The sequence below is a fragment of the Spirosoma profusum genome (genome assembly GCF_014699005.1).
Lineage (GTDB): Bacteria > Bacteroidota > Bacteroidia > Cytophagales > Spirosomataceae > Spirosoma > Spirosoma profusum.
Map to the genome: position 1 here is coordinate 54,751 of NZ_JACWZY010000029.1, position 20,998 is coordinate 75,748.

The 20,998-nt window shown below is 50.1% G+C and carries 12 protein-coding genes; 3 read left to right on the forward strand and 9 right to left on the reverse strand.

All coding sequences use genetic code 11. From position 1 onward, the window contains the following. Positions 1-24 precede the first annotated feature (24 nt). On the forward strand, positions 25-1,824 hold the full coding sequence (locus tag IC229_RS26525) for a M61 family metallopeptidase (RefSeq protein ID WP_190890634.1): 1,800 nt from the start codon (positions 25-27) through the stop codon (positions 1,822-1,824). Between the two features lie 228 nt (positions 1,825-2,052). On the opposite strand, the gene IC229_RS26530 is transcribed toward IC229_RS26525, so the two are convergent. Continuing rightward, entirely contained in the window at positions 2,053-5,883 is a 3,831-nt protein-coding gene (locus tag IC229_RS26530) for a PVC-type heme-binding CxxCH protein (RefSeq protein WP_190890636.1), read from the reverse strand. Between the two features lie 164 nt (positions 5,884-6,047). On the opposite strand from IC229_RS26530, the gene IC229_RS26535 reads away from it, so the two are divergent. After that, positions 6,048-8,204 carry a glycoside hydrolase family 31 protein gene (locus tag IC229_RS26535; RefSeq protein WP_190890637.1) on the forward strand — a complete coding sequence of 719 codons (2,157 nt, stop codon included), beginning with the start codon at positions 6,048-6,050 and terminating at the stop codon, positions 8,202-8,204. A gap of 84 nt (positions 8,205-8,288) precedes the next feature. Beyond that, positions 8,289-9,287 carry a cation diffusion facilitator family transporter gene (locus tag IC229_RS26540; RefSeq protein WP_190890639.1) on the forward strand — a complete coding sequence of 333 codons (999 nt, stop codon included), beginning with the start codon at positions 8,289-8,291 and terminating at the stop codon, positions 9,285-9,287. 1 nt (position 9,288) lies between these two features. Here the strand turns inward: IC229_RS26540 and IC229_RS26545 are convergent, their stop codons facing one another. The 8 genes from IC229_RS26545 to IC229_RS26580 form a co-directional block, all read right to left on the reverse strand. Then, a complete protein-coding gene (locus tag IC229_RS26545) occupies positions 9,289-11,658 on the reverse strand; it encodes a TonB-dependent receptor (RefSeq protein WP_190890641.1) in 2,370 nt (789 codons plus the stop codon). A 55-nt stretch (positions 11,659-11,713) separates the two neighbouring features. Further along, the gene (locus IC229_RS26550; protein WP_317171640.1) at positions 11,714-12,769 is read right to left on the reverse strand and encodes a DUF4249 domain-containing protein; all 1,056 of its coding nucleotides are present in this window, start codon (positions 12,767-12,769) and stop codon (positions 11,714-11,716) included. Between the two features lie 74 nt (positions 12,770-12,843). After that, positions 12,844-14,157, reverse strand: coding sequence for a Kelch repeat-containing protein (locus IC229_RS26555; protein ID WP_190890644.1), 1,314 nt, complete (start codon positions 14,155-14,157; stop codon positions 12,844-12,846). A 51-nt stretch (positions 14,158-14,208) separates the two neighbouring features. Beyond that, positions 14,209-15,216: a DUF4249 domain-containing protein gene (locus IC229_RS26560; RefSeq protein WP_317171641.1), complete on the reverse strand. Its 1,008-nt coding sequence runs from the start codon at positions 15,214-15,216 to the stop codon at positions 14,209-14,211. 68 nt (positions 15,217-15,284) lie between these two features. After that, positions 15,285-16,664 (reverse strand): Kelch repeat-containing protein, encoded by a 1,380-nt coding sequence (locus tag IC229_RS26565; protein WP_223834209.1) that lies wholly within the window; start codon positions 16,662-16,664, stop codon positions 15,285-15,287. Positions 16,665-17,046: 382 nt separating this feature from the next. After that, positions 17,047-18,150 (reverse strand): glycosyl hydrolase, encoded by a 1,104-nt coding sequence (locus tag IC229_RS26570; protein WP_190890647.1) that lies wholly within the window; start codon positions 18,148-18,150, stop codon positions 17,047-17,049. Positions 18,151-18,228: 78 nt separating this feature from the next. Then, on the reverse strand, positions 18,229-19,323 hold the full coding sequence (locus IC229_RS26575; RefSeq protein ID WP_190890649.1) for an IPT/TIG domain-containing protein: 1,095 nt from the start codon (positions 19,321-19,323) through the stop codon (positions 18,229-18,231). A gap of 18 nt (positions 19,324-19,341) precedes the next feature. Then, entirely contained in the window at positions 19,342-20,910 is a 1,569-nt protein-coding gene (locus tag IC229_RS26580) for a RagB/SusD family nutrient uptake outer membrane protein (RefSeq protein WP_190890651.1), read from the reverse strand. Positions 20,911-20,998 lie beyond the last annotated feature (88 nt).

Below are 20,998 nucleotides of genomic sequence, written 5' to 3' on the forward strand. Positions count from 1 at the left end.
GACTTTCAACGAAATTTTGTCAGCATGAGAACTGCCGGTTTCATTTTCCTATCCTTAATTCTATTTCAGCTAGCTGATGCTCAGCCGATTCGTTACGAAGTCTCTTTCCCAAACGCTATTCATCACGAAGCACAGATAAGCCTCACCGTGACGCAGTTACCGAAACAGGCGGCTGTTTTTCGGATGAGTCGTTCGTCGCCGGGGCGTTACGCGACGCATGAGTTCGGCAAGAACGTGTACAACGTAACAGCCACCGATGAACTAAACCAGCCGCTGACTTTCACCCGCACCGATGGCGATATATATACCGTACAAACGCACAAAGGAACGGTAAAGCTAACCTACACCCTGTTCGGAAATTATCCGGACGGAACGTACATGGGCATCGATCCGCAGAGCATTCACCTCAATATGCCTGCTACGTTCATGTGGGTCAAAGGATTCGACAAGCGGCCGATTGAGGTTAAATTCAACCTGCCGAGCGAGAATATGGGCGTAGTGGCCACACAGCTCGTTTCGACGGAAGACCGCTTTACGTATACCGCTCCTGACCTGCAATACTTCATGGATTCGCCGACAAAAATTGGCAAACTGAATATCAAAGAATGGAAACGTAACAACACTGATGGGAAGCCCGTTACGTTCCGGGTTGCGCTGGAAGCGAACGTAGCAGATTCAACCGCCGATGGTTTCACGAAAAAAATCGCCCGGATTGTCGATCAGGCAAAAGCGGTTTACGGTGAATTTCCGACGTATGACTACGGTACGTACACGTTTCTGGCTAACCTGAATCCCTACGTTCGGGGGGATGGAATGGAGCATCGCAACTCAACCATGATTGCCGTGCCTATTGCCTTTACCGGGCCTGAGCGCGTATTAGGCGTGTTTGCCCACGAATTTTTTCACTGCTGGAACGTAGAGCGTATTCGGCCCAAAACGCTGGAACCCTTCAACTTCGAGAAAAGCAATATGAGTTACGAACTCTGGTTTGCCGAAGGGTTTACGCAGTATTATGGCGAACTGTTGCTGGTTCGGGCTGGACTCACTCCAGTCAATGAGTATATGTATACCCTCACCGGGATCATTACCAGCAAACAACAAACGCCCGGCGGTACGTATTATTCGCCTATTGATGCAAGCTGCCACGCCGTTTTTGTGGATGCCGGCGTATCGATTGACCGGACTAACTACGCCAATATGTTTACGTCCTATTACTTCTATGGAGCCGCCGTGGCTCTGGCGCTTGATCTGGAATTGCGCCAGCGAAACATCTCGCTCGATGCCTACATGCAGGCGGTCTGGAAACGATTTGGAAAGACAGAGCAGCCATATACCGTCGATGGCTTGCGAACGGTTCTGGCTCAGGTCACATCACCTGATTTTGCGCGTTCGTTTTTTAGCAAATACATCTACGGGCACGAATCCATCGACTATGCTACGTTGCTGGCGAAGGCGGGATTATCGATCAAAAAATCGCAGGAAGGCAAAGCCTGGTTTGGAACAATTCGCTATTCCGAATCCGACCAAGGATTAATTATTACTGCCAGTACCGTTCGCGATACTCCACTATACAAAGCCGGTCTTGATATTGACGACGTAGTAACGTCAGTTGATGGTCAGGCCGTTTCAAAATCCGCTGATATGGCTAACATTCTCAGCCAGCATAAACCCGGCGATGTTATTCAGGTAGCGTACCTGCACCGTGGCGAGGCAAAAACCGCTTCCGTTACATTAGCCGAAAACCCAGCGATTTTGGTTCAATTAAATGACAGCGCAACAACTGACATGCAGACGTTTAGAAACAACTGGCTGGGAGGGAAATGAAAAATGATGTAGGATATAGGATGTATTTACCCTTTCGAGAATAGGTCAAAAATGGGCGTTTTTGTCATTCTGACGAAGGAAGAATCTTAACGATTCCTTACTGGAGTGCTAGGAATCGTTAAGATTCTTCCTTCGTCAGAATGACAAAAGTCTCCTCTAAACAAAAGTTTAAACAGGATCGTATACTGTATGAGAGTCTGGTGCAACTCATACCTCATACATCATACATCACTTCGTTTTCACTTGTGTCGTGGTGCGTAGGAATGCCACTAAATCTTTGACTTCAGTTTCCGAAAGTGGGTCTAGTAGACCGGTTGGCATCATCGAAGCAGGGTTTACTTCTCTAGATTGAATATCGGCCTTGTTGATGGTCACCGCTTCCTGCCCAACGATACGTAGCGTTAACTGTCGCTCGTTTTCCTTGGCTACGTTGCCGATGTAGGTTCGCCCATCACGAGTGGTCACGACCACCATTTTGTAATCGTCCTGAATTTCGGCGCTTGGGTCCAGAATATTGCCCAGCAGATAGTCCAGATTGGCCCGGTTGGAGCCCGTCAGTTCAGGTCCGATGATGCCACCCTCACCGTACATTTTGTGGCAGGGGCCACAGGTATTCTGAAAAATCTGGCGCCCCTTCACTACGTTAGCGCTGGCAACTACCTCATCTGTCAGCAGATTTCGGTAACGGGTGTACGCTTTTTCATCCATTGCTACGTGGTCGATAGGCCCCCATACTTCCACGAATCCGCTCCCCACTACCCGACGCAACTGGCGAGCTACGAAAGTCGGTACGTCCCGTTTTGGGATAATATTTTTGGCGATTGCCTGGGTCAATTGCCAGCCGTATTTTGGGCGGGAAGCCAGCGTCTGAATCGCTTCTCTTTTCTCGGACGTAGTAAAACCAACATATCTGTCGAGCAGTAGTTTACCAAATGGCTCATGGTCATAACTGGCAATGGCTCGGATGGCATCGAGCCGTAAATCGTTGCTATTGAGCAATTCCGGCAATTCTTTTATTAACTCTGGCCGTTGCTGCAAAGCCAGCGACTGCAACGCTTTCCGTCGACTTTCAATAGGTGTTTTAGCGTCTTTCAGTAAGGACAGTGATTTAGCCGCCATCTCCGTACCGCCAAATTGACCGCTTATTTCGGTAGCCAGTTTAGCTGTTACGTTATCCGTTTTCAGTGTAGCGTATACCGATTTCCAGTTTGCCGGAGTTGATACATCATAACGACCTTCCAGGGCATCACGCATCCCTTCTAACAGATTCAAGCGATTCTTAGGCATCTTGCCAATCGCTGATACCAGTACATCAACAGCCTGTGCATCGACAACCCGACGAGCGATAAACTGTGTGACCATCGGAATCTGGCTTTTCGTGGCTAAGTCAAGGGCGCGGGTCGTATTTTCCTTCACCAGCGGCTCCAGACCAAACCAGATTAGTTTTGGCAGATTATGATCAGTTGCATCCTCGGCATGCGTCAGTAATCCTTCGGCTAATTTCCAGCGTGTATCATTGCCCAGCCGTTGCATGGCCGAAGCCAGATAGAGTCGCACCACTGGTGATTTATCCTGCCGCGCCAACGTAGCGAACTGAGCCAGTACATCCGGCGAAGGGCTTTTGTCTTCGCACAACAACTGAATCGCCCAGGCCCGAACGTAAGCGTCTTTATCCGACAAAGCCGATTTAAGTTGTTCTGTCGACAGGTTTCCTGTGATGTGTAACGCCCACATAGCACGCAGCCGATGGTCTGGAGTGGACGCTACGTCGAAGAGTGAACGGAGACTAGTTACGGCTGCTACGTTCAATTTTCCAATGTTGGCCCGCCCCTGAAGAATAACTCTGGCTCTACGCGCGTGCCAGTCGCTCGGGCTTGTTTGCAGAGAAGCCAGTTGCTCGTCGGTTAATTTGCTCAAATCCGCGTATCGATCCGGCCAATTCCTGGCTTGTGACTTGGTGGGCATAACGCGAAAAATCCGACCTGTTTCCTGATTCAGTACGTCGGAACCGCAGATGTCGGCATCGTGCCAGTCGAGTGCGTAAAGTCCACCATCGGGACCGATTTCAAGGCTGAAACCTACCCATTGGGCGTTATTCGCCATCAGGAAATCTTCGCTGTGATGACCCACAAAACCTGACCCTTTGGATTCCAGTACGTCGGTCAGGATGCCGTGTTCGTGGATATTGGCCATAAAAATCCGGCCCATTTGTTCTTTCGGAAACGCATCGGACTGGTAAATCCGGGCGCCACCATGCGCCGAACGGTGGCTATGATCGGCAATGGTTTTGATGTCGTTATAGACGTATGGATTGAAATGCTGACCACCCTGCCGGTGGTAAATCCCGCCGGGAATAATGTGCCAGAGGTGTGGAATCACGCAGGCCGTAATAAAAATTTGCCCCTTCGCATCATAGTCGATTCCCCACGGATTGCTGAACCCATGCGCCACCACTTCGAAGCGATCTTTGGTAGGATGATACCGCCAGATGCCCCCATTAATATCTGTTCCTTCTCCTTGCAAAAGATCTTCAGGAAATGGGTCTTTATGGCGGTATAATCGCCCCTTCCCGGTTGGTTTACCTACTTTCGAAGGCGTCGCAAAACCCTGACAACCATAGAGCCAGCCATCTGGTCCCCAATGCAGACTGTTGAGTGTTTCGTGACGGTCGCGAATGCCCCAACCGGTTAGTCGTACTTCAATATCCTCTATGTCGGCTTTGTCGTCGCCGTTTTTATCGGGGATGAACAGCAGGTTTGGCGGAGCGCCTACAAACACGCCACCCATACCCACGGCGATTGCTGCCGGAAAAGCGAGTCCTTCCATAAATACTTTGCGCGTATCAGCTACTCCATCGTGATTGGTATCTTCCAGAATCAGAATCCGGCTGTCGCCCGCATTGGAAAATCCTTTTCCACGCGATTCGTAATCACGGTTTTCGGCGATCCAGAGTCGCCCCCGGTCGTCCCAGCAAAAGGCCATCGGTTGGGTCATCATTGGTTCCGATGCCCAGACGTTGGCTTGATAACCCTTCGCTACGGTCATGGCAGTTACAGCTTCAGCCGGAGTCAGAAATTTGGCTTCACGGCCTTCACGCTGGGCAACTCCCCACAGTACTGACGTTGAGTAATCTGATTTGTTTCCGGTAAACTCGCCATATAGTTTCGTCAGTGCTACGTCGTTAAGTTTGCCCGTATACACCACGATCTGGTGTTTCAGAATTTCCGTGTTTCCTTTTTTGATGGACCAGTCACCTTTTCGTGCACGCGCGGGTCCGATACCTAACTGAGAATCTACGCGCCAGGGTGTCGGATAATTGCGATTCTGCGGATGGTCGAAAATGGCGACGTGCGCCCAATCGCTACGTCCTTCAACCTGCATACCTACGTCTACCCATGGCGCCGACTGTCCTTCGGCTTTTTCGTTACGTTGCCGGGCTGCATTTACCACCTCGCCAGGAATACCCTCCTTCCAGGGCATTCGCAAAAACAAGCCGCCGTAGTCGTATTTACCAATCGTTACGTCGGTATGCGCATCACCGTTCCACTCTAGATCGAGCAGGTATTGACCGTTACGTTCCCGCATCGACCAGTTCTGAGTTTCGGTCAAAACGGCTTTACCGGTTGAGTCAATCAGGTCGTAAACGGTCTGCCATTTCACGGTTGTACCTTTACTTTCAACTACCTTTGCCGACACTTTACGCCAATAATCGCCCTGCGGGTGGTGGAAATAATCGCGACCATTGACACGGGTGAAACCCCAGTATAAACCCGTCTGGTGTTTGTGATGGCCGGGGCTATATTCAGTCAACACACCTTTACCATCGGGGGCAACAATCGGGTGCAGGAAAGGGCGAAAATCGGCTTTCGCCACCTGCGTCAGAATCGGTGTTGTTTGCCCTGATCGATAAACGGCTATCGTCTGCGCAGCTTTATTTTCTTTAATTATCAACGGTTTATCCGCCAGTGACAATTCCGCCCCGGACATCTCAGCAGTTGGATGAACGCTATAGATAATCGAAAGAAAAACAAGCCCCAAAAACAGAACGGCGAGCCTCATAATTGGCAAAAGTTAGTGATACGTAGTGGCTAAAAGAAGCAGGAAGAGGCTTATACTTTACTCATGAGCGTTATAAAGTCTGCAACTTCACGATTAAGTTTTATCAAAAACTGCTTTCTGCTATATCCTGCAATGCTCTTTTGACAGAAAATCTACCCACCGATATGACTTCATGTATTACCCGCATCCTCACGTTCGTCATTATTGGTGGTACGTTTCCGATTACCGGATTTGCCCAGCAGATGGCTTTCCAATGGACATTGGTGGCGTCGGGTGTCTGGAAGGGCGTAGCAGGAAAAGCCGAAACCATTTCTCCGCTGTCGGTAGCTGGCATAAAACCTCGGCTGGATGGCCTGAAAAAATTGGGCGAACGTTCGTTTCCAACTGATTTGAACGAAAGCGTTCATCAGCAAACAGACAATAAAACGTACCTGCGTTTCCCGCTGAAAAAAGGTGAGCAATTGTTCGGATTAGGACTGAATTTCAAAGCCGTACAGCAGCGGGGAACGATTAAAACGCTGCACGTCGATCATTACAACGGCAAAGACAATGGACGTACCCACGCACCGGTTCCGTTCTACATATCAACGCTCGGCTACGGTGTCCTGATTAATTCAGCTCGTTACGTAACGGTGTATGCCGGAACGGGCGTTCGAACGGATAGTCAGGAAATGCCGCCCGAAAAAGATCGCAATACCCAGCGTGATTGGAGCGCCCAGCCGTATTCCGATGCTGTAGAGGTGATTATTCCGGCGTCAGGAACGGAGGTTTACATTTTTGCCGGGGCAACGCCGATGGAAGTTGTACAACGGTATAATCTGTATTGCGGGGGCGGTACGTTGCCACCAAAATGGGGATTAGGTTTTACCCACCGAACACCAACGCTATTTTCAGACGAGAAAGTGCTTCAGGAAGCGGCCGAGTTCGAAGCGAAAGGCTATCCGTTAAGTTTTGTGGGACTGGAACCCGGCTGGCAGTCGCATTCCTATCCGAATAGTTTTGTCTGGGATAGCACGCGATTCCCTCATCCTCAGCAGTTTCTCGATAAATTGTTGCAGAAAAATATCCGGGCTAATCTTTGGATAAACCCCTACGTATCATCGCATTCGCCCATGTTCAAACGTGTGCTGCCATACACCGGCTCGCACATGGTCTGGGTGGGGCGTGTGCCGGATTTCACGATGGCTCAAGCTCGGGATCTATACAAAGACCTGTTTTCTAAACAACACCTGTCAGTCGGCATTTCGGGTTATAAAGTGGACGAAGTTGACGGCTACGATAACTGGCTCTGGCCCGATGTTGCTACGTTCCCGTCGGGTATCCCTTCCGAACAGATGCGGCAGATTTACGGACTGCAATTTCAGAAAATGACCGATGGCTGGTTTCGGCAACGAAATCAACGTACCTACGGGCTGGTTCGGGGGTCAAATGCCGGGGCTTCAGCTATGCCGTATGTGATTTACAATGACTATTACGACCATCGCGATTTTATAACCGCCCTCATTACCAGCAGTTTCATTGGCGTATTGTGGACGCCAGAAGCACGATCTTCCAAGACTTCCGAAGAATGGCTTCGTCGGATGCAAACCGTCTGTTTTTCACCAATGGCGATGCTCAACGCCTGGGCCGACGGCACGAAACCGTGGACGTTCCCCGACGTAGCACAGGACGTAAAAGACGTCATGCTGCTACGTATGCAACTGCTTCCCTATCTGTATACTACGTTCGCGCAGTACCATTTCGAAGGCAAACCGCCCATCCGGGCCATGCAGTTGGTTGATGGCTTTACGTTCGATAGTAAGGCTACGGCTGCTACGTTACATTCGACCGACAATCCCTATGCAATGGCCGTCCGAAAAGACCTGAACGACCAGTTCATGGTCGGCGATTATTTGCTGGTAGCGCCTTTGTTTGCCGGTGAGAAGAGCCGTAAGGTGTTGCTGCCATCCGGCAAATGGTATGATTTCTATACAGGAAATTTCGTTGGTGAAGCTGCGATTATCGAAATCACACCCGGGCTTTCTAAAATTCCTTTATTCGTTAAAGAAGGCGGTATTATTCCGATGATTCCGCCGGTACTGCATACGCCCAAAAAGGGAGAGAAATTAGCGTTAACAGTACGTCATTACGGAAAAACAGAGGCCAATTGGGCGATTTATGATGATGACGGAGAAACGTTCGATTATGAAAATGGTACGTATACCTGGACGCAATTGGAAGTAAGAAAGAATCAGGCCGGTACGTTGACCGGAAGCTGGAATCCGACCCGAAACAATGGGTTTCATTACAGTACTATTACCTGGGAATTTATGACAAAATAGGTGCGCACCGGCTATCCACGAAAGCCACAATCCCGGCTTAAATCCATATCTTTGTAGTCCCTAACGCTATTTCATCAGGCTTCGATGAATTCCAGTCAACAAACGAAATACCGCTGGATGGGCATCTCGCTGGGGCTAAGCTTCGTCCTGCTGATTCTCAAATTCACGGCTTATTTTTTAACGTATTCCACGTCGATTCTCTCGGATGCCGTTGAGTCGATTGTGAATGTGATTGCCAGTGGATTTGCGTTTTACAGTATCTATTTAGCGGACCAACCCGCCGACCAGAACCACCCATACGGCCACGGGAAAATCGAATTTCTTTCTTCAGGTTTCGAGGGCGCCATGATTCTCTCGGCGGGATTGGTCATCGTCTGGCAAGCCATCTTAAGTTTTTTTGAACCCAAAATACTAACTAATCTGGATTGGGGTTTTGCGCTGGTAGGTCTGACGGCAGCAGCCAACGCATTCGTGGGTCGTATGCTGATACGTTCAGGGAATCAAACGGATTCAGCGGCTCTCATTGCCGATGGCAAACATCTGCTCACTGATACGTTCAGTAGCGTAGTAGTCATGATTGGCGTAGCACTGGTCTGGCTGACGGGCCTGCACTGGATCGATAGTACGTTGTCGCTGGTACTTTCCTTCGTAATTATTTACAACGGCTTCAAAATCACGCGCCAGTCGGTGGCCAGACTGATGGACGAAGCCGACGTACCGACACTTCATAAGGTGGTGAATATCCTGAACACCCAAAAAGACAACAACTGGATTGATGTACATAATCTGCGAGTCCAGAAATACGGTGCCGACTTACACATCGATTGCCATTTGACCCTGCCCTATTACTGGAAGCTCAACAAAGTCCACGACGAAGTCCATCATTTTGAAGACACGCTCAAAGAAGGTTTTCAGGCGGAGGTTGAGATTTTTGTGCATACCGACCCTTGTCAGAAAGAGTGCTGCCACTATTGCCGCGTTGCCGACTGTCCTGTTCGGGCGTTTGCGTTTGTGCAGGACGTAGCCTGGACAGCCGAGAATCTGCCCCTCAACCAGAAGCACTACGTACCTCTGGCGGTATAGTTTAGAACGTAAAATTCCAGCTTATCGACGGAATAATCGTGCCAAATACCGATAGTTGATAGCTTTTGGTCGTCGTGTTAACGCGCTGAAAATAAATTGAATACGGATTTTTGTGCGCGTACACGTTATAGAACGAAATCGACCAGCTGCTATAATGCCGCTGTTCCAGTGTCCGACGGCCATCTTTGGTGAATGATACGTCCAGCCGATGATAATCAGGAATTCGGTCGGCGTTACGTTGCGAGTAATCCAGCACTTTGGCACCGTTGAGTCGATACGTTCCATCGGGATACGTAGTGGGGCGACCGCTGGTATAAACGAAATTAGTCCCGAACGTCCAGCCTCGGCTCCATTTCCACTGAGTAGCGATGGTCAGGTTATGCGGTCGGTCGAAGGTGGACGGATACCAGTCGCCCCCGTTGATTTGCACGTTTGGAAATGGGCTGGGCACCCGCGCCAGCGTTCGCGAGTACGTATACGACACTAATCCGGTTAGCAGTCCCCGGGTTTTCTGAACGCTCACTTCCAGGCCATACGCGCGCCCCTGCGCTTTTAATAAATCTGCATCCAGCGCCGGATTCAGCAGTAACGTAGCGCCATTCCGGTATTCAACCAAGTTTTCCAGGGTCTTATGATACACCTCGATGGAAGTTTCATATTGATTTTCGTTGAAATTATGGAAGTAGCCAACCGCAAACTGATCGGCTACCTGCGGAGGCACCAGCGCATTGCTCACTTTCCAGAAATCGACTGGCGAGATGGCCGTCGTATTCGAAATCAGATGCAGGTACTGACGCGTGCGATTATAACTGATTTTCAATGAACTATTCGGCGTAATGTTGGCCCGAACAGTGGCGCGGGGTTCCCAGCCGCCATACTGAGCCACGGTTTGGCCGCTACCATAACGTAGCGTATCCGTAATGCTTTCGCGGGTGCGGGGCCGGCCTTCTGCGTATTGATACGCTACGCCCGGACCAACGTTGGTAAACTGCGCATACCGTACGCCAACCTGCACCGACAGCACCCGCGTCGGCGTCCATTCTTCCGACAGATACCCTGCCCACTCGCGAGCCTGTTCGGTCGGTAATGTAATGGAAATAATATTCGAATTACCGCCTGTTGGCGCGATGGCGCTGGGGAGCAGGCTATATCCCGTTAACGACCCGCCAAATTCAAGCCGATGTTTTGATGATGGGCTATATAGCCAGTCAAGTCGACCGTCGCGCTGACTAATCGTAGAACGGTACCGATACGTATTGGCGAGGCTAAGTCCATCCAGAAAAAACTGATAATCGCTTTGGGTGGCCGTCAGATTGAACGACAGATGCGGGTTCAATCGCTGGCTCCAGCGGGCAGTTGCTATCGTCGATTGAGTCGTGTAGAGCGTATCCTGCGGAAATTTGAACGTATCATAGCTTCGATAGGCCGTAGCTGATAGCTGACTATTTTCATTGATTCGATACGTTAGCCGGGCATTCAGATCATAGAAAAAGGCGCGGTCTTTGTTGGTTGGTTCTGGAAAAAGGCCAAGCATAAATGACGGATAAGCAATACGTCCGCCCGCCAGAAAGGTGAGTTTCTTATTTCTTGTTACTGGCCCCTGGACCAGTAACCGGCTGGTTAACAGGCCAATTCCGCCAGTAATATGCAGTCTGTCGGTTTCGCCGGATTTGGTATTCATCAGCAGCAACGACGAAAGCCGCCCTCCGTAAGAAGCCGGAATACCACCTTTATACAGTGTTACGTCCTGAATGGCATCGGCATTCAGATTACTCAGCAACCCCAGCATATGACTGGTATTGAACAAAGGAGCGCCATCGAGCAGCACCAGATTCTGGTCGGTACGTCCCCCACGCACGTTGAAACCGCCAGCGCCCTCGCCTACTGTGCTTACTCCTGGCTGCAACGTCAGAGCTTTCAGAATATCCACTTCGCCGAACACGACCGGAATGTTACGTAGGTTTTTCATGTCGATACGTACGACGCCCATCTGCGTAGCCGATACGTTCGCATCAGGTGCGCGACCCAATACATTAACGGCGTCCAGTTCACGCGTATCGGGGTTGAGCGCCACTTCCATGCGAATATTCCCACGGCCAACTTCTAAATACCGACTACGGGCGTAATAGCCCACTGCGGAGAACGTCAGGTTATAGGGACCAGGCAATACCTGTACACTGAAATTACCCAGGCTGTCGGATGTTAAACCAACACCCTGTTTTTTATCGTAGATCGATACGTTGGCCAATGGTTTCTTCGTCACCCCGTCGGTCACCTGCCCGTAAATCCGAAACCGAATTTGCGCAAACAAACCGGTGCTAGACAGCAGCAGTATACTAAGCAGGACAATTCGAACGAAAAGATGACGCATAGGACAAATCGGAATAACAATTGAACTTAGTATGTATCAACACTTTATTAATGCTTCATCGCGGGGGCCATCCCTGTGGGGGTACCAGAATAGGCTGCGAAAAATTGGTATAACAATCGCCGGTGGGCGGAATAAACCGTTTTCCATTTATCAAAAACCGGTCATAATTGATTGTATCGCCGGGGATTGTCAGCCGCTGCTGGCTCATTGCCGAAGCGCCGAAGAAACCCAATGCCAATTTAGTCGTGTCGCTGACGGCCCGCACATTTCCTTCAATGGATGCGGGTTGTGGATCGAACAGAGAGCCCGTGCGTGTGCGTTGCTGCTCAAACAGATTCCAGTACTGATAAGCGGCCCGCGTCAAGGAATACTGACGTATCTGTACGTAATATGCGCTAACAGCCATAATTGGCACACTGTATACAATCCGGCCACTAATGCGATTTCCGTTAATAAGCGCGTCCGATAATACGTCTGTAGGCGGACCGTAGGATGGTACCCAGCACGAACAGGTACCACAAATTGGCCCAAATGGATTAAAGGGTGGGTGTCTGGGATCGAACTCGGTCCAGCGGGGTACGTAAGCCAGCGACGACCAGCGGTAGTAATTCCCCAAAGCTGAGGGGTCCTGGGTATCAACCAGAATATCGTATAAATCAGGTTGGCCCAGTTCCGATAGTCCACGCCTATACCGCGCCCGGAGCGGCTCGAGTGGCGGAACAGGATTAAGTCGTTCGGGCCGGGACTCATACCGACTACCATCGGGCAACGTAACAGATAGCGTATAAGACCGGCCCACCTTCCCTACAAAACTACTATCGCGAAGGCCGTAATAAGCTGGAGCAAAGGGGTCGGGAACCAGTCGCACGCTACGTCCTTCTTCGTCCCGAATCTGGACTAAAGCATCGTTGATGACTAGTTCGGGTGGGGCTGGATTGGATGAATTATAATATCCTGTGTAGGTAAGACGTACCCACGGAAACGGGCCATCGGTAATGAGGCCTTCCACGACTAACCGTCGTTCGGTCTGGCGAATGGGAAGCTGTACTTCGTCGACGCAGGAGAAAAGAGCTGCGACACAGAGGTACGCGGTGAAGACACGGAGATGCACAGAGAAGTAATTAAAAATAATTTTCTCTGTGCATCTCCGTGTCTTCACCGCGTACCTCTGTGTTATAATCTTTTTCATGGTTTAAACTCCCAAAAGTCAGTACATCCTACCAACCGAATACCACCCGCGGCTGTTGGTTGCTGTTCGTAGCCCCATCCCAGAAAAGTGTGGCCAGGGATCTGACTCACAACGAGGTAAGTGCTGCCTGCTCCAGGATAATCCGTAACGTATTGCCATTTGTCGGTCGCGGGATTGTACTGCCATACGTCACGTAGTGTTTCTTCATTGGGCGTTATTCCTAAACCAAAAAAGCCTTTCTCATCCGCCTGAAAACCAATACCACGACTACGTATCGCGCCCGGAAAATCCGCTTTTCGGCTCCACTGTTCTCGTTCCGTGTCGAACGCCCATAGATGAGCCGCTTGCCCCGACCGCTGATTGACTACGTAGCCAGTTGTTCCTATGCGAAAGGTAGCCAGAGTTCCGGTTGGTTCGGGCAGGTCAGCGGTACGGTACTGATCCCAGGTTCCCATCCGAACCCATACCTGCGAATGGCCACCCTCAACGAGTTGATAGGCTTTGGTCAGCGTTGTAAACCAACGTACTTCACCATCTGGCCCGGCAAAATCTGGAGTTACCATGTTTTTAAGATACTGCCGCTGACCGGGTAATGACTCATTCGTGACAAAACCTAATCCGGACATTGAATAGACAACGCCTTTTACCGCCTGCAAACTGAAGCGTACAATACCGTGTGTTCCCAAGGTTGAGGAGGTAGTCAGTTTATAAGCATACCAGCTATTACTGCCAACGGAGTAACTCAGGGCTTGATAGCTGTTGTCACTCTTTAACTGCCAAATCGACAGTTGTGAAGCATCGGAACCCGGTACGTTATCCGTACTCATGGCGCTACCGGCAAAATCGCCCCCCGCAACCGGCGCATGAGCCAGTCGAGTCCAGCGCGGTCCGTCGGGGCGGTGGACGTAATCTCGCTCTACATGCACAGAATCGCCCCCGGCATTACGGGTTACAAAACGAAGCCGGTACGTCTGACCTGAAATTAGTCCGGTGATCCGGTAGGGCATCAGCGTAAATAAATCCAGCCGACCTACTGTTCCTGCGTTAAGGGCCATTGATCGCTTATTGGCATCCAGGAGGTTGAGCCGCCAACTGGAGGGATCAAACTCAAAGCCAGCCTTAACCACGAACTCAGCCTGATCATTTCCAAGGGCCTGGGCACTAACTAACGTAGGCGAAATAATGGTGGTCGGATCGGGAGCTATGGTTGCTACCGGCTCGGCCGTTTGGCAACTAAATACCCAGACCATACTCGCCAGTAGAAGCAGCCAATCAGGTTTCCGAACGTATTGAAGAGTAGTATTTCTCATAACTGATTTGTTCTTCTGAGCCTCAACTGTACTCACTACGTATCATCCCGTTTACCAGCTCGCTGGAGGTGCCAGAATAAACTCAGTAAAGGTACTCGGGCATGTGCCAGACGGAATAAAGGCTTTATTGAGTCGGTTTAAGAATCTGTCGTATTGAATGGTATCCCCTGGAATCACCAGTCGTTGCCTACTAACGGCTGACGCCCCAAAATAACCCAACGCCAACACGGTCGTATCGGCCTGCAAATGGACATTTCCTTCAATCGAAGCAGGTTGGGGATCGAACAGCGACCCCGTTCTGCTACGTTGCTCCTCAAATAAGGTCCAGTACTGGTAAGCGGCCCGGCTCAGCGAATACTGCCGTACTTCAACGTATTGTTTTCCAACGGCATACACGGGTGAATCAAATACAGACCGACGGCTAATGCGATTGCCATTGATCAACGCATCGGACAATACGCTGGTGAGCTGACTATAATAAGGCACCCAACAGGAACAGAGTGTACAGGTAGAATGTCGCGGGTCCGTTCCAGTCCAGCGCGGTACGTAGCTATAAGTCGACCAGCGGTAATAATCGCCTAACATAGCAGGGTCGTGTGTGTTAATCAGAATGTTGTAGAGATCAGGCTGCCCCGAATATCCGTTTGCCAATCGATATTCTGCCTGAATTTGTTCCAGTGGAGCTACAGCCCTCAACAGTTCAGGAGCAGACACGAAAACGGTTCCGTCGGGTAATACAACGTTTAGTGTATAGCGATGCCCTACCTGACCACGGAAGGCCGGGTCCCGAACCCAATAATAAGAGGGTAATAAGGGATCTTGTTCGAGTTGTACCGTTCGGTCGTTATTATCTGTGATGGTAACGACAGCCCCATTAATAATTAATTCTTCAGGAAATCCACTACCTGACGAATACGCGCCTGACAATGTAAGTTTAATCGAATATGGCGGAGGTTCATCTGTAATTAACCCATCCACGACCAAACGGGCCTGTACCTGCCGGATGGGAAGCTGCACTTCATCTACACACGAGAAAAGGGATGTGAAACAGAAATACACAGAGAAAATTAATAAAACCTCTGTGTATCTCCGTGTCTTCTCCGTGTATCTCTGTGTCACAACCTTTTTCATGGTACAAATTCCCAGAAATCCGTACAACCAACCTGTCGATATCCCGCCGAACCCACAACGGTCTGACTTTCGTATCCCCAGCCTAAATACGCCCGATTGGGACCACTCCATACTACCAGATAGCGATTTCCCTGACCTGGGTAGTCGGTTAAATATTGCCACTTGTCGGTAGCAGGATCATACTGCCATATATCCCGCAATCCCTGTTGATTCGTCGCCGTACCCAGGCCAAAATAGCCTTTTCCTTTCACCGAAAAACCAACACCCCGCGACCGTTGCACACCGGGGAAATCAGCCTTGCGCGTCCAGCTATCTTTTTGGGAATCATAAGCAAATAAATGCGGCTGCCTACCCGGTACCTGATTCACGACGTAGCCCATTTCGCCTAGGCTGAACGTTGCCAATATTCCCGGTTTTTCAGGCAAGGGAGCGCGCGCTTCCTGGTCGAACTGCGCATATATACCCCGCATGGCCGGGGAGCCGTTATTCGTCAGAAAAAACGCCCATTCGGTCGTCGTAAAATAAACCACTTCCCCGTCTTCGCCCTGGTAATACGGAAAAACAACACTGGGATATACCGTCAGAATGGCGTATAAATCTCTGTTATAGAACAACTTACCAGGAATCAAATCATCCGTTTGATAGCCCATACCATAGAAATAATGGCGGTCTTTATTATGCCAGTACAAAATGTATTCAATTAGTCCGTGGCGGGGAGGGAGGTTGATTGGTGGCGTCGAAATCCACTGATTTTGCTTGCTACCAAACTCCGTGGCATCCGTAGGGTACCATTGATTTTGCGGGTTGTAGAAAACAGCCGATTGCCAGGTGTTGGCGTCTACGTAACGAGTCACACGTACCGAAGTCCCCAACCGATCTTCGGATGAATTATTAATGATCGAACCCATAAAATCGCCACTATCGAATGGCAAATGGGCCAGTCGTCGCCACGGATTATAGGCAGCGTGTACGTAGCGTCGCTCCAGGGTTAGCGTATCCTTCTGATTATACCGAAAGCCTAAACGTAACGTATAAGTTTGCCCTACCGCCAGCCCAGACAGCGAAAACACATTCAGGCTAAAGGGGTCATAATCCTTTACGTCACCAGCGGTTAACGTCAACAGAGAACCCGATGCCGTTTGCGCGGTAAATTGCCAATCAGTGGCTTTAATAGCAGATGTAAGTTTTAGAACAATTTCGGCCGATGTTGCTCCCGTTGGTTGTACTGATACTAAAGCGGCCTGGGAGGGCAAAACGGTTCGGGTGTTGACAATTTTTGCAGGTTCGGGCGCTTGAGGCTGGCAACTGGCGAAAAGGCCGCCCAGGAAGGCGACCCAGCAAACTTTACAGATAGAAATGGATAGGAACCTTTTCATAACGGTCCCGCAATTTAAAGTGCCAACCGGAAATAAGACTAATTTATAATCTTTTTATTTTATCGAAATAGTTGTATTATTTCTTTTTATTTACCAATTTTGACCCACTTGCTGCTTTGTAAGTAGCATCCATCATTGCTTTTTTCAATTCAGGTTGTATTCAAACCAGCAAAAAACGCCTTCTTCTAAGCGAATTGAAGGCGTTTTTTCTTTTTCTCACAAACAGTTTAGCTACTTTGGTATTACGACGGGCGTTTTCGATAGAATGAATTCGTTGATCTAAACTTTTCGCCCAGGCCGGCCAACTTGTTAATCTACTCTTCCGGACGGTCGATTCATAGATCGGTCAGCGTCTCTGCACGTCAACACTATTTATGTAAATTTAGCGATTACGCCAGTCGGGTAGTTCATCTCGTGTTATTATGTCGGTATGTGTGTATACCGATTTCAATAAATCAAGTGGTTGTTTTTTGATCCAGTCCGAGCCATTCCAGACGGTAAACCAGGACCACCACGTATTTAATGTGCGCACATTATCCGGCCTGGGCAGATGGCCCACTTCTGAAAGCGTTACCAGTTTTTTGCCGTTGAACGTTGTCTGTGCATTCGTCCAGTTACCATTTAACGTAGCAGTCGGCTCCGTATAAATATCCAAACCAACGATATCGACGTACTGATCCCCGGGATACCAATCCGGGTTGACAGTATCGGTGCCGGTATACACCCAGATCAGGTTATGCAATTGATGATGGTTCATCAACCGATCGTGCAGAATTTGCCAGAGTTCTTTGAAAGGCGCATGCCCTTTGGCTCCCCACCAGAACCAGCCGCCTGATGCTTCGTGCAACGGCCGCCAGAGTACCGGTACGTCGGCGTCTTGAAACTTTTTGAGTTGTTCTGCAATGGCGTCAATGTCACGTAGCAGAAATTTGTACCGCTCGCCGTTTTTGTCGGACAGTGCAGCGGCCAGATCGAACGTAGTAGCCTTGGTATAAAAACCGCTCCACCAGAGTTTATCGGGTGCCTTATTGATCAGATCGGTGGGAGCGTTCCAGTGCCAGCAAAGGCTAACAATACCCCGGCCCTCCCCTTTCTTCGCCCACTGAATACAAGCCTCGCTGGTACGTATCGGCTTACTGCCAAACGGAACGCGGCTAGGCGAATAATCCATTAAATCGAAGGCGCCAACAGCGGGTTCTTTGCCGGTTTTTTCCAGTACGTATTCCACATCATCCTGTTGCCCCGATATTAATTTTTGACCGTATTGGCAGATTAAATACGAAAACAATCCCTTTGTCGACAACGTAGCACGTGCATCAACAAGTTGGCTGGTGGGTTTTGCGGGAAGCAACCGGTTGTCCGGCTTCTGCACGGTATCGGCCGAAACCACTGATTCAGACGCCCGGCAAGCGGATAGGCTGCTCACTACGAATAACGCAAGCAAAAACACAAACGGCCTGCGTCTTGTGGGTAGAAACAAAGTCATAGAAATAAGTAATCTCCGTAAAAGACATTCCCGTAGAGCCACCGCTTACGGGAATGTCTTTTACAGTTTTTTGTGTCGTTACTTCACCAGCATTACGTCATCAAAATAGAACGTTTCATCTTGTTTATCAGGGCCTTTGATACGGAAGCCAACTTGCTTCAGCGTTTTACCGGCCAACCAGAAATCCATGTCCGACAACTTAATTTTGAAGTAATTCCAGACACCCGCTTTCACGTCAATCTTATTTGCTTCTACAAATTCGCCAAAACCGGCTTTGTTGGCATCTGTAGTCAGATACAGCGTGTAATCAGCCGAAGCGCCTTTGATCCAGCCCGTTACGTAGGTATAATCCGCCGAGTACGGAATGGCCGACGCCGACCAGTTGGCGAACGCGGCCAAATGCCAGTTTCCTTTCTGGTAGTTTTTGCCAATCGAAGCCGCTCCTGATTTAAACTCTTTGCTGGAAACAGCAGCCGCATCACCCCAGGAACCGTCCTGAAAACCAGTCCCGTACGCATCCGTAAAGATCTGATACGCCTTGTCGACATTCACAAATTCCTGCCTGGTCCGCATCCGCCCCGTACCATTTGTGATGCTTAACGTACCGCGGGTAAGCGTAGTAGTCGGCATCTGGACAACCAACTGCGTTTTTGATTTCGACACCACCGTAGCCGCGTCTGAAATCCCTTTTACGGAGTCGGCAATCGCTACGGCCGTTACGTCATCAAAGTTGTTACCGGTGATCGTGATAACTGTCCCTTTGGTGAAGTTGTAATTCGATACGTCCGAAACCGTCGGGTAGGCCAGCGCCTTAAACGGGACTGTTAACGTATTACCCGCACTGTTGGTGAACGTAATGGTTTGTTTTCCACCTAATACGTCGGTTGGCACCCGGAAAATTAGTACGTTGTCCGTATTCAGGGTTGGCTGAAAACCGGCTGCTACGTTCTGTTTTTCGAAGACGATGGTACGTATGTCGCCCAGTCCTGTACCGGTCAACGTAACGATGGCACCCCCGGCAGCTGAGTCCGGCATAATCTTCGTCGCAACGGGGTTACCCGCTGGAATCTGCGGACTACCGTCGGTATCTTTTGTGCAGGAGCTCATTCCCAAACCGGCAACAACGGCCAGAAGGGCTACCCCTGCTATTCGGTTTATCTTGTTGAATTTCATCAGCTTACTCAGAAGAAATTAGTTATAGTATGGAACAGGATCTTTGCCCAATTCAGGGTCCTGCACAATTTCACCAGCCGGAATCGGCAGAAACATCTTGTCTTCAGTGAAATTGGTCAGGTACGTAGCACCCGTCACGGTTCCCCGGTTTTGCTTCTCAATGATCGCTTTTGCTTTCGCGAAACCCTGCCGCTGAATGTCGTACCAATAATCACCTTCGAAGGCAAACTCGACCCGGCGTTCGTGCAGAATGTCGTCGTTGGTAATTGACGTTTTTGCTGTCAGACCGGCCCGGCGTCTTACCTGATTCAGTGCGTCGAGTGCTTTGGCATCAGCGGTCGATGCGCCACCTGCCAACACTGCTTCGGCATAAATCAGCAGGACGTCGGCGTAACGTAGCAGTACTACGTTGTTGCCCGAGTTCTGGCCCAGTACCGGCTCACCCCCGAAACTCTTACCCGGTCCGGCAAAGTACTTGACCAGATTACCGCGGGTTGGGCTTAAACTTCCGCCATCCGCTGTTGGCTGCAACGTATCGTATTTGAATCCACTGGCCATGAACGCATTGTATTTCGGTGCATTGGCACGTTGGGGTTTCCAGTTCAGGTTCGTCCAGCCATGCTCCATAACTGACCATTTCCGGCGCAAATCACCAAACTCGTATTCTTTCAACATGTCCAGCGACGGTACGTACATTTCCCAGGCATCAGCTTCGGCAGTACGTAGCGCACCCGCCCCGCGATCCGGGTTTTTGATGTTGCCCGTTCCCCAGGGGTCCTGCGCAAACTGGTGCTGGATCGAGAAAATTGCCTCGGCGTTGTTATTCATGCTCATTTTGGTGAACATGCCCGTGTAATCGTCAACCAACCGGTATTTACCGGAATTGATTACTTCCTCCGCTTTGGCTTTGGCGTTCGCGTAATCTTTGCTGTAAAGGTACATTTTCGCCATCAGCGCTCTGGCTGCGGACTTGGTCACCCGCCCTGGTACGTCCGAATCAGGTAAACCGGTTTCGGCCATTTTTAGCTCTTCGAGCGCAAACCGCAGTACGTCTTTTTGCAGGTAACGCGGGATGTTGAAATCACCCGAGAGGGCCGTTGCGCCAGGATCGGTAATGATCGGAGCGGCTCCCCACGTGCGGGCGATGTAGAAATAGAGCATACCCCGAATAAAATGGCATTCGGCAATGGCGGGGTCCAGGTAAGCTGCACCACCACCGGCTGCTTTCTTCTCTTCGAACGTTTTGATCATGACGTTGGAGTAGCCAATGATCTTGTAGAACGCACCCCAGGCCGCACCGATCCGGTCGGAAGCCGACGAGACGGTGAAGTTCAGGTACTCGACGTCGGTATAGGTGAACATGTTACCGCCCATGACGTCGCCGATTGCATCCTGCGCCCGGCTTTCGTAGTTACGCCAAGGCAACCCGCTGTAGAGCGTACTGGTCGCGGCTCGAACTTCGTCCGCGTTGTTGTAATAGTTTCCGGTTGTCGTGCCCGACAGCGAAGGCCGGTCAATGAAGTCTTTCGAGCAGGAAGACAACAGCACCGCCGGCAGCATTAGGGCATACAGTGGCTTGAGTTTCATTTTTTTATTGGTTTTACCCCCAACCCCCTAAAGGGGGCTTAGGTTGAGAATAGTCAAGTAAAGCCCCCTTCAGGGGGTTGGGGATAGT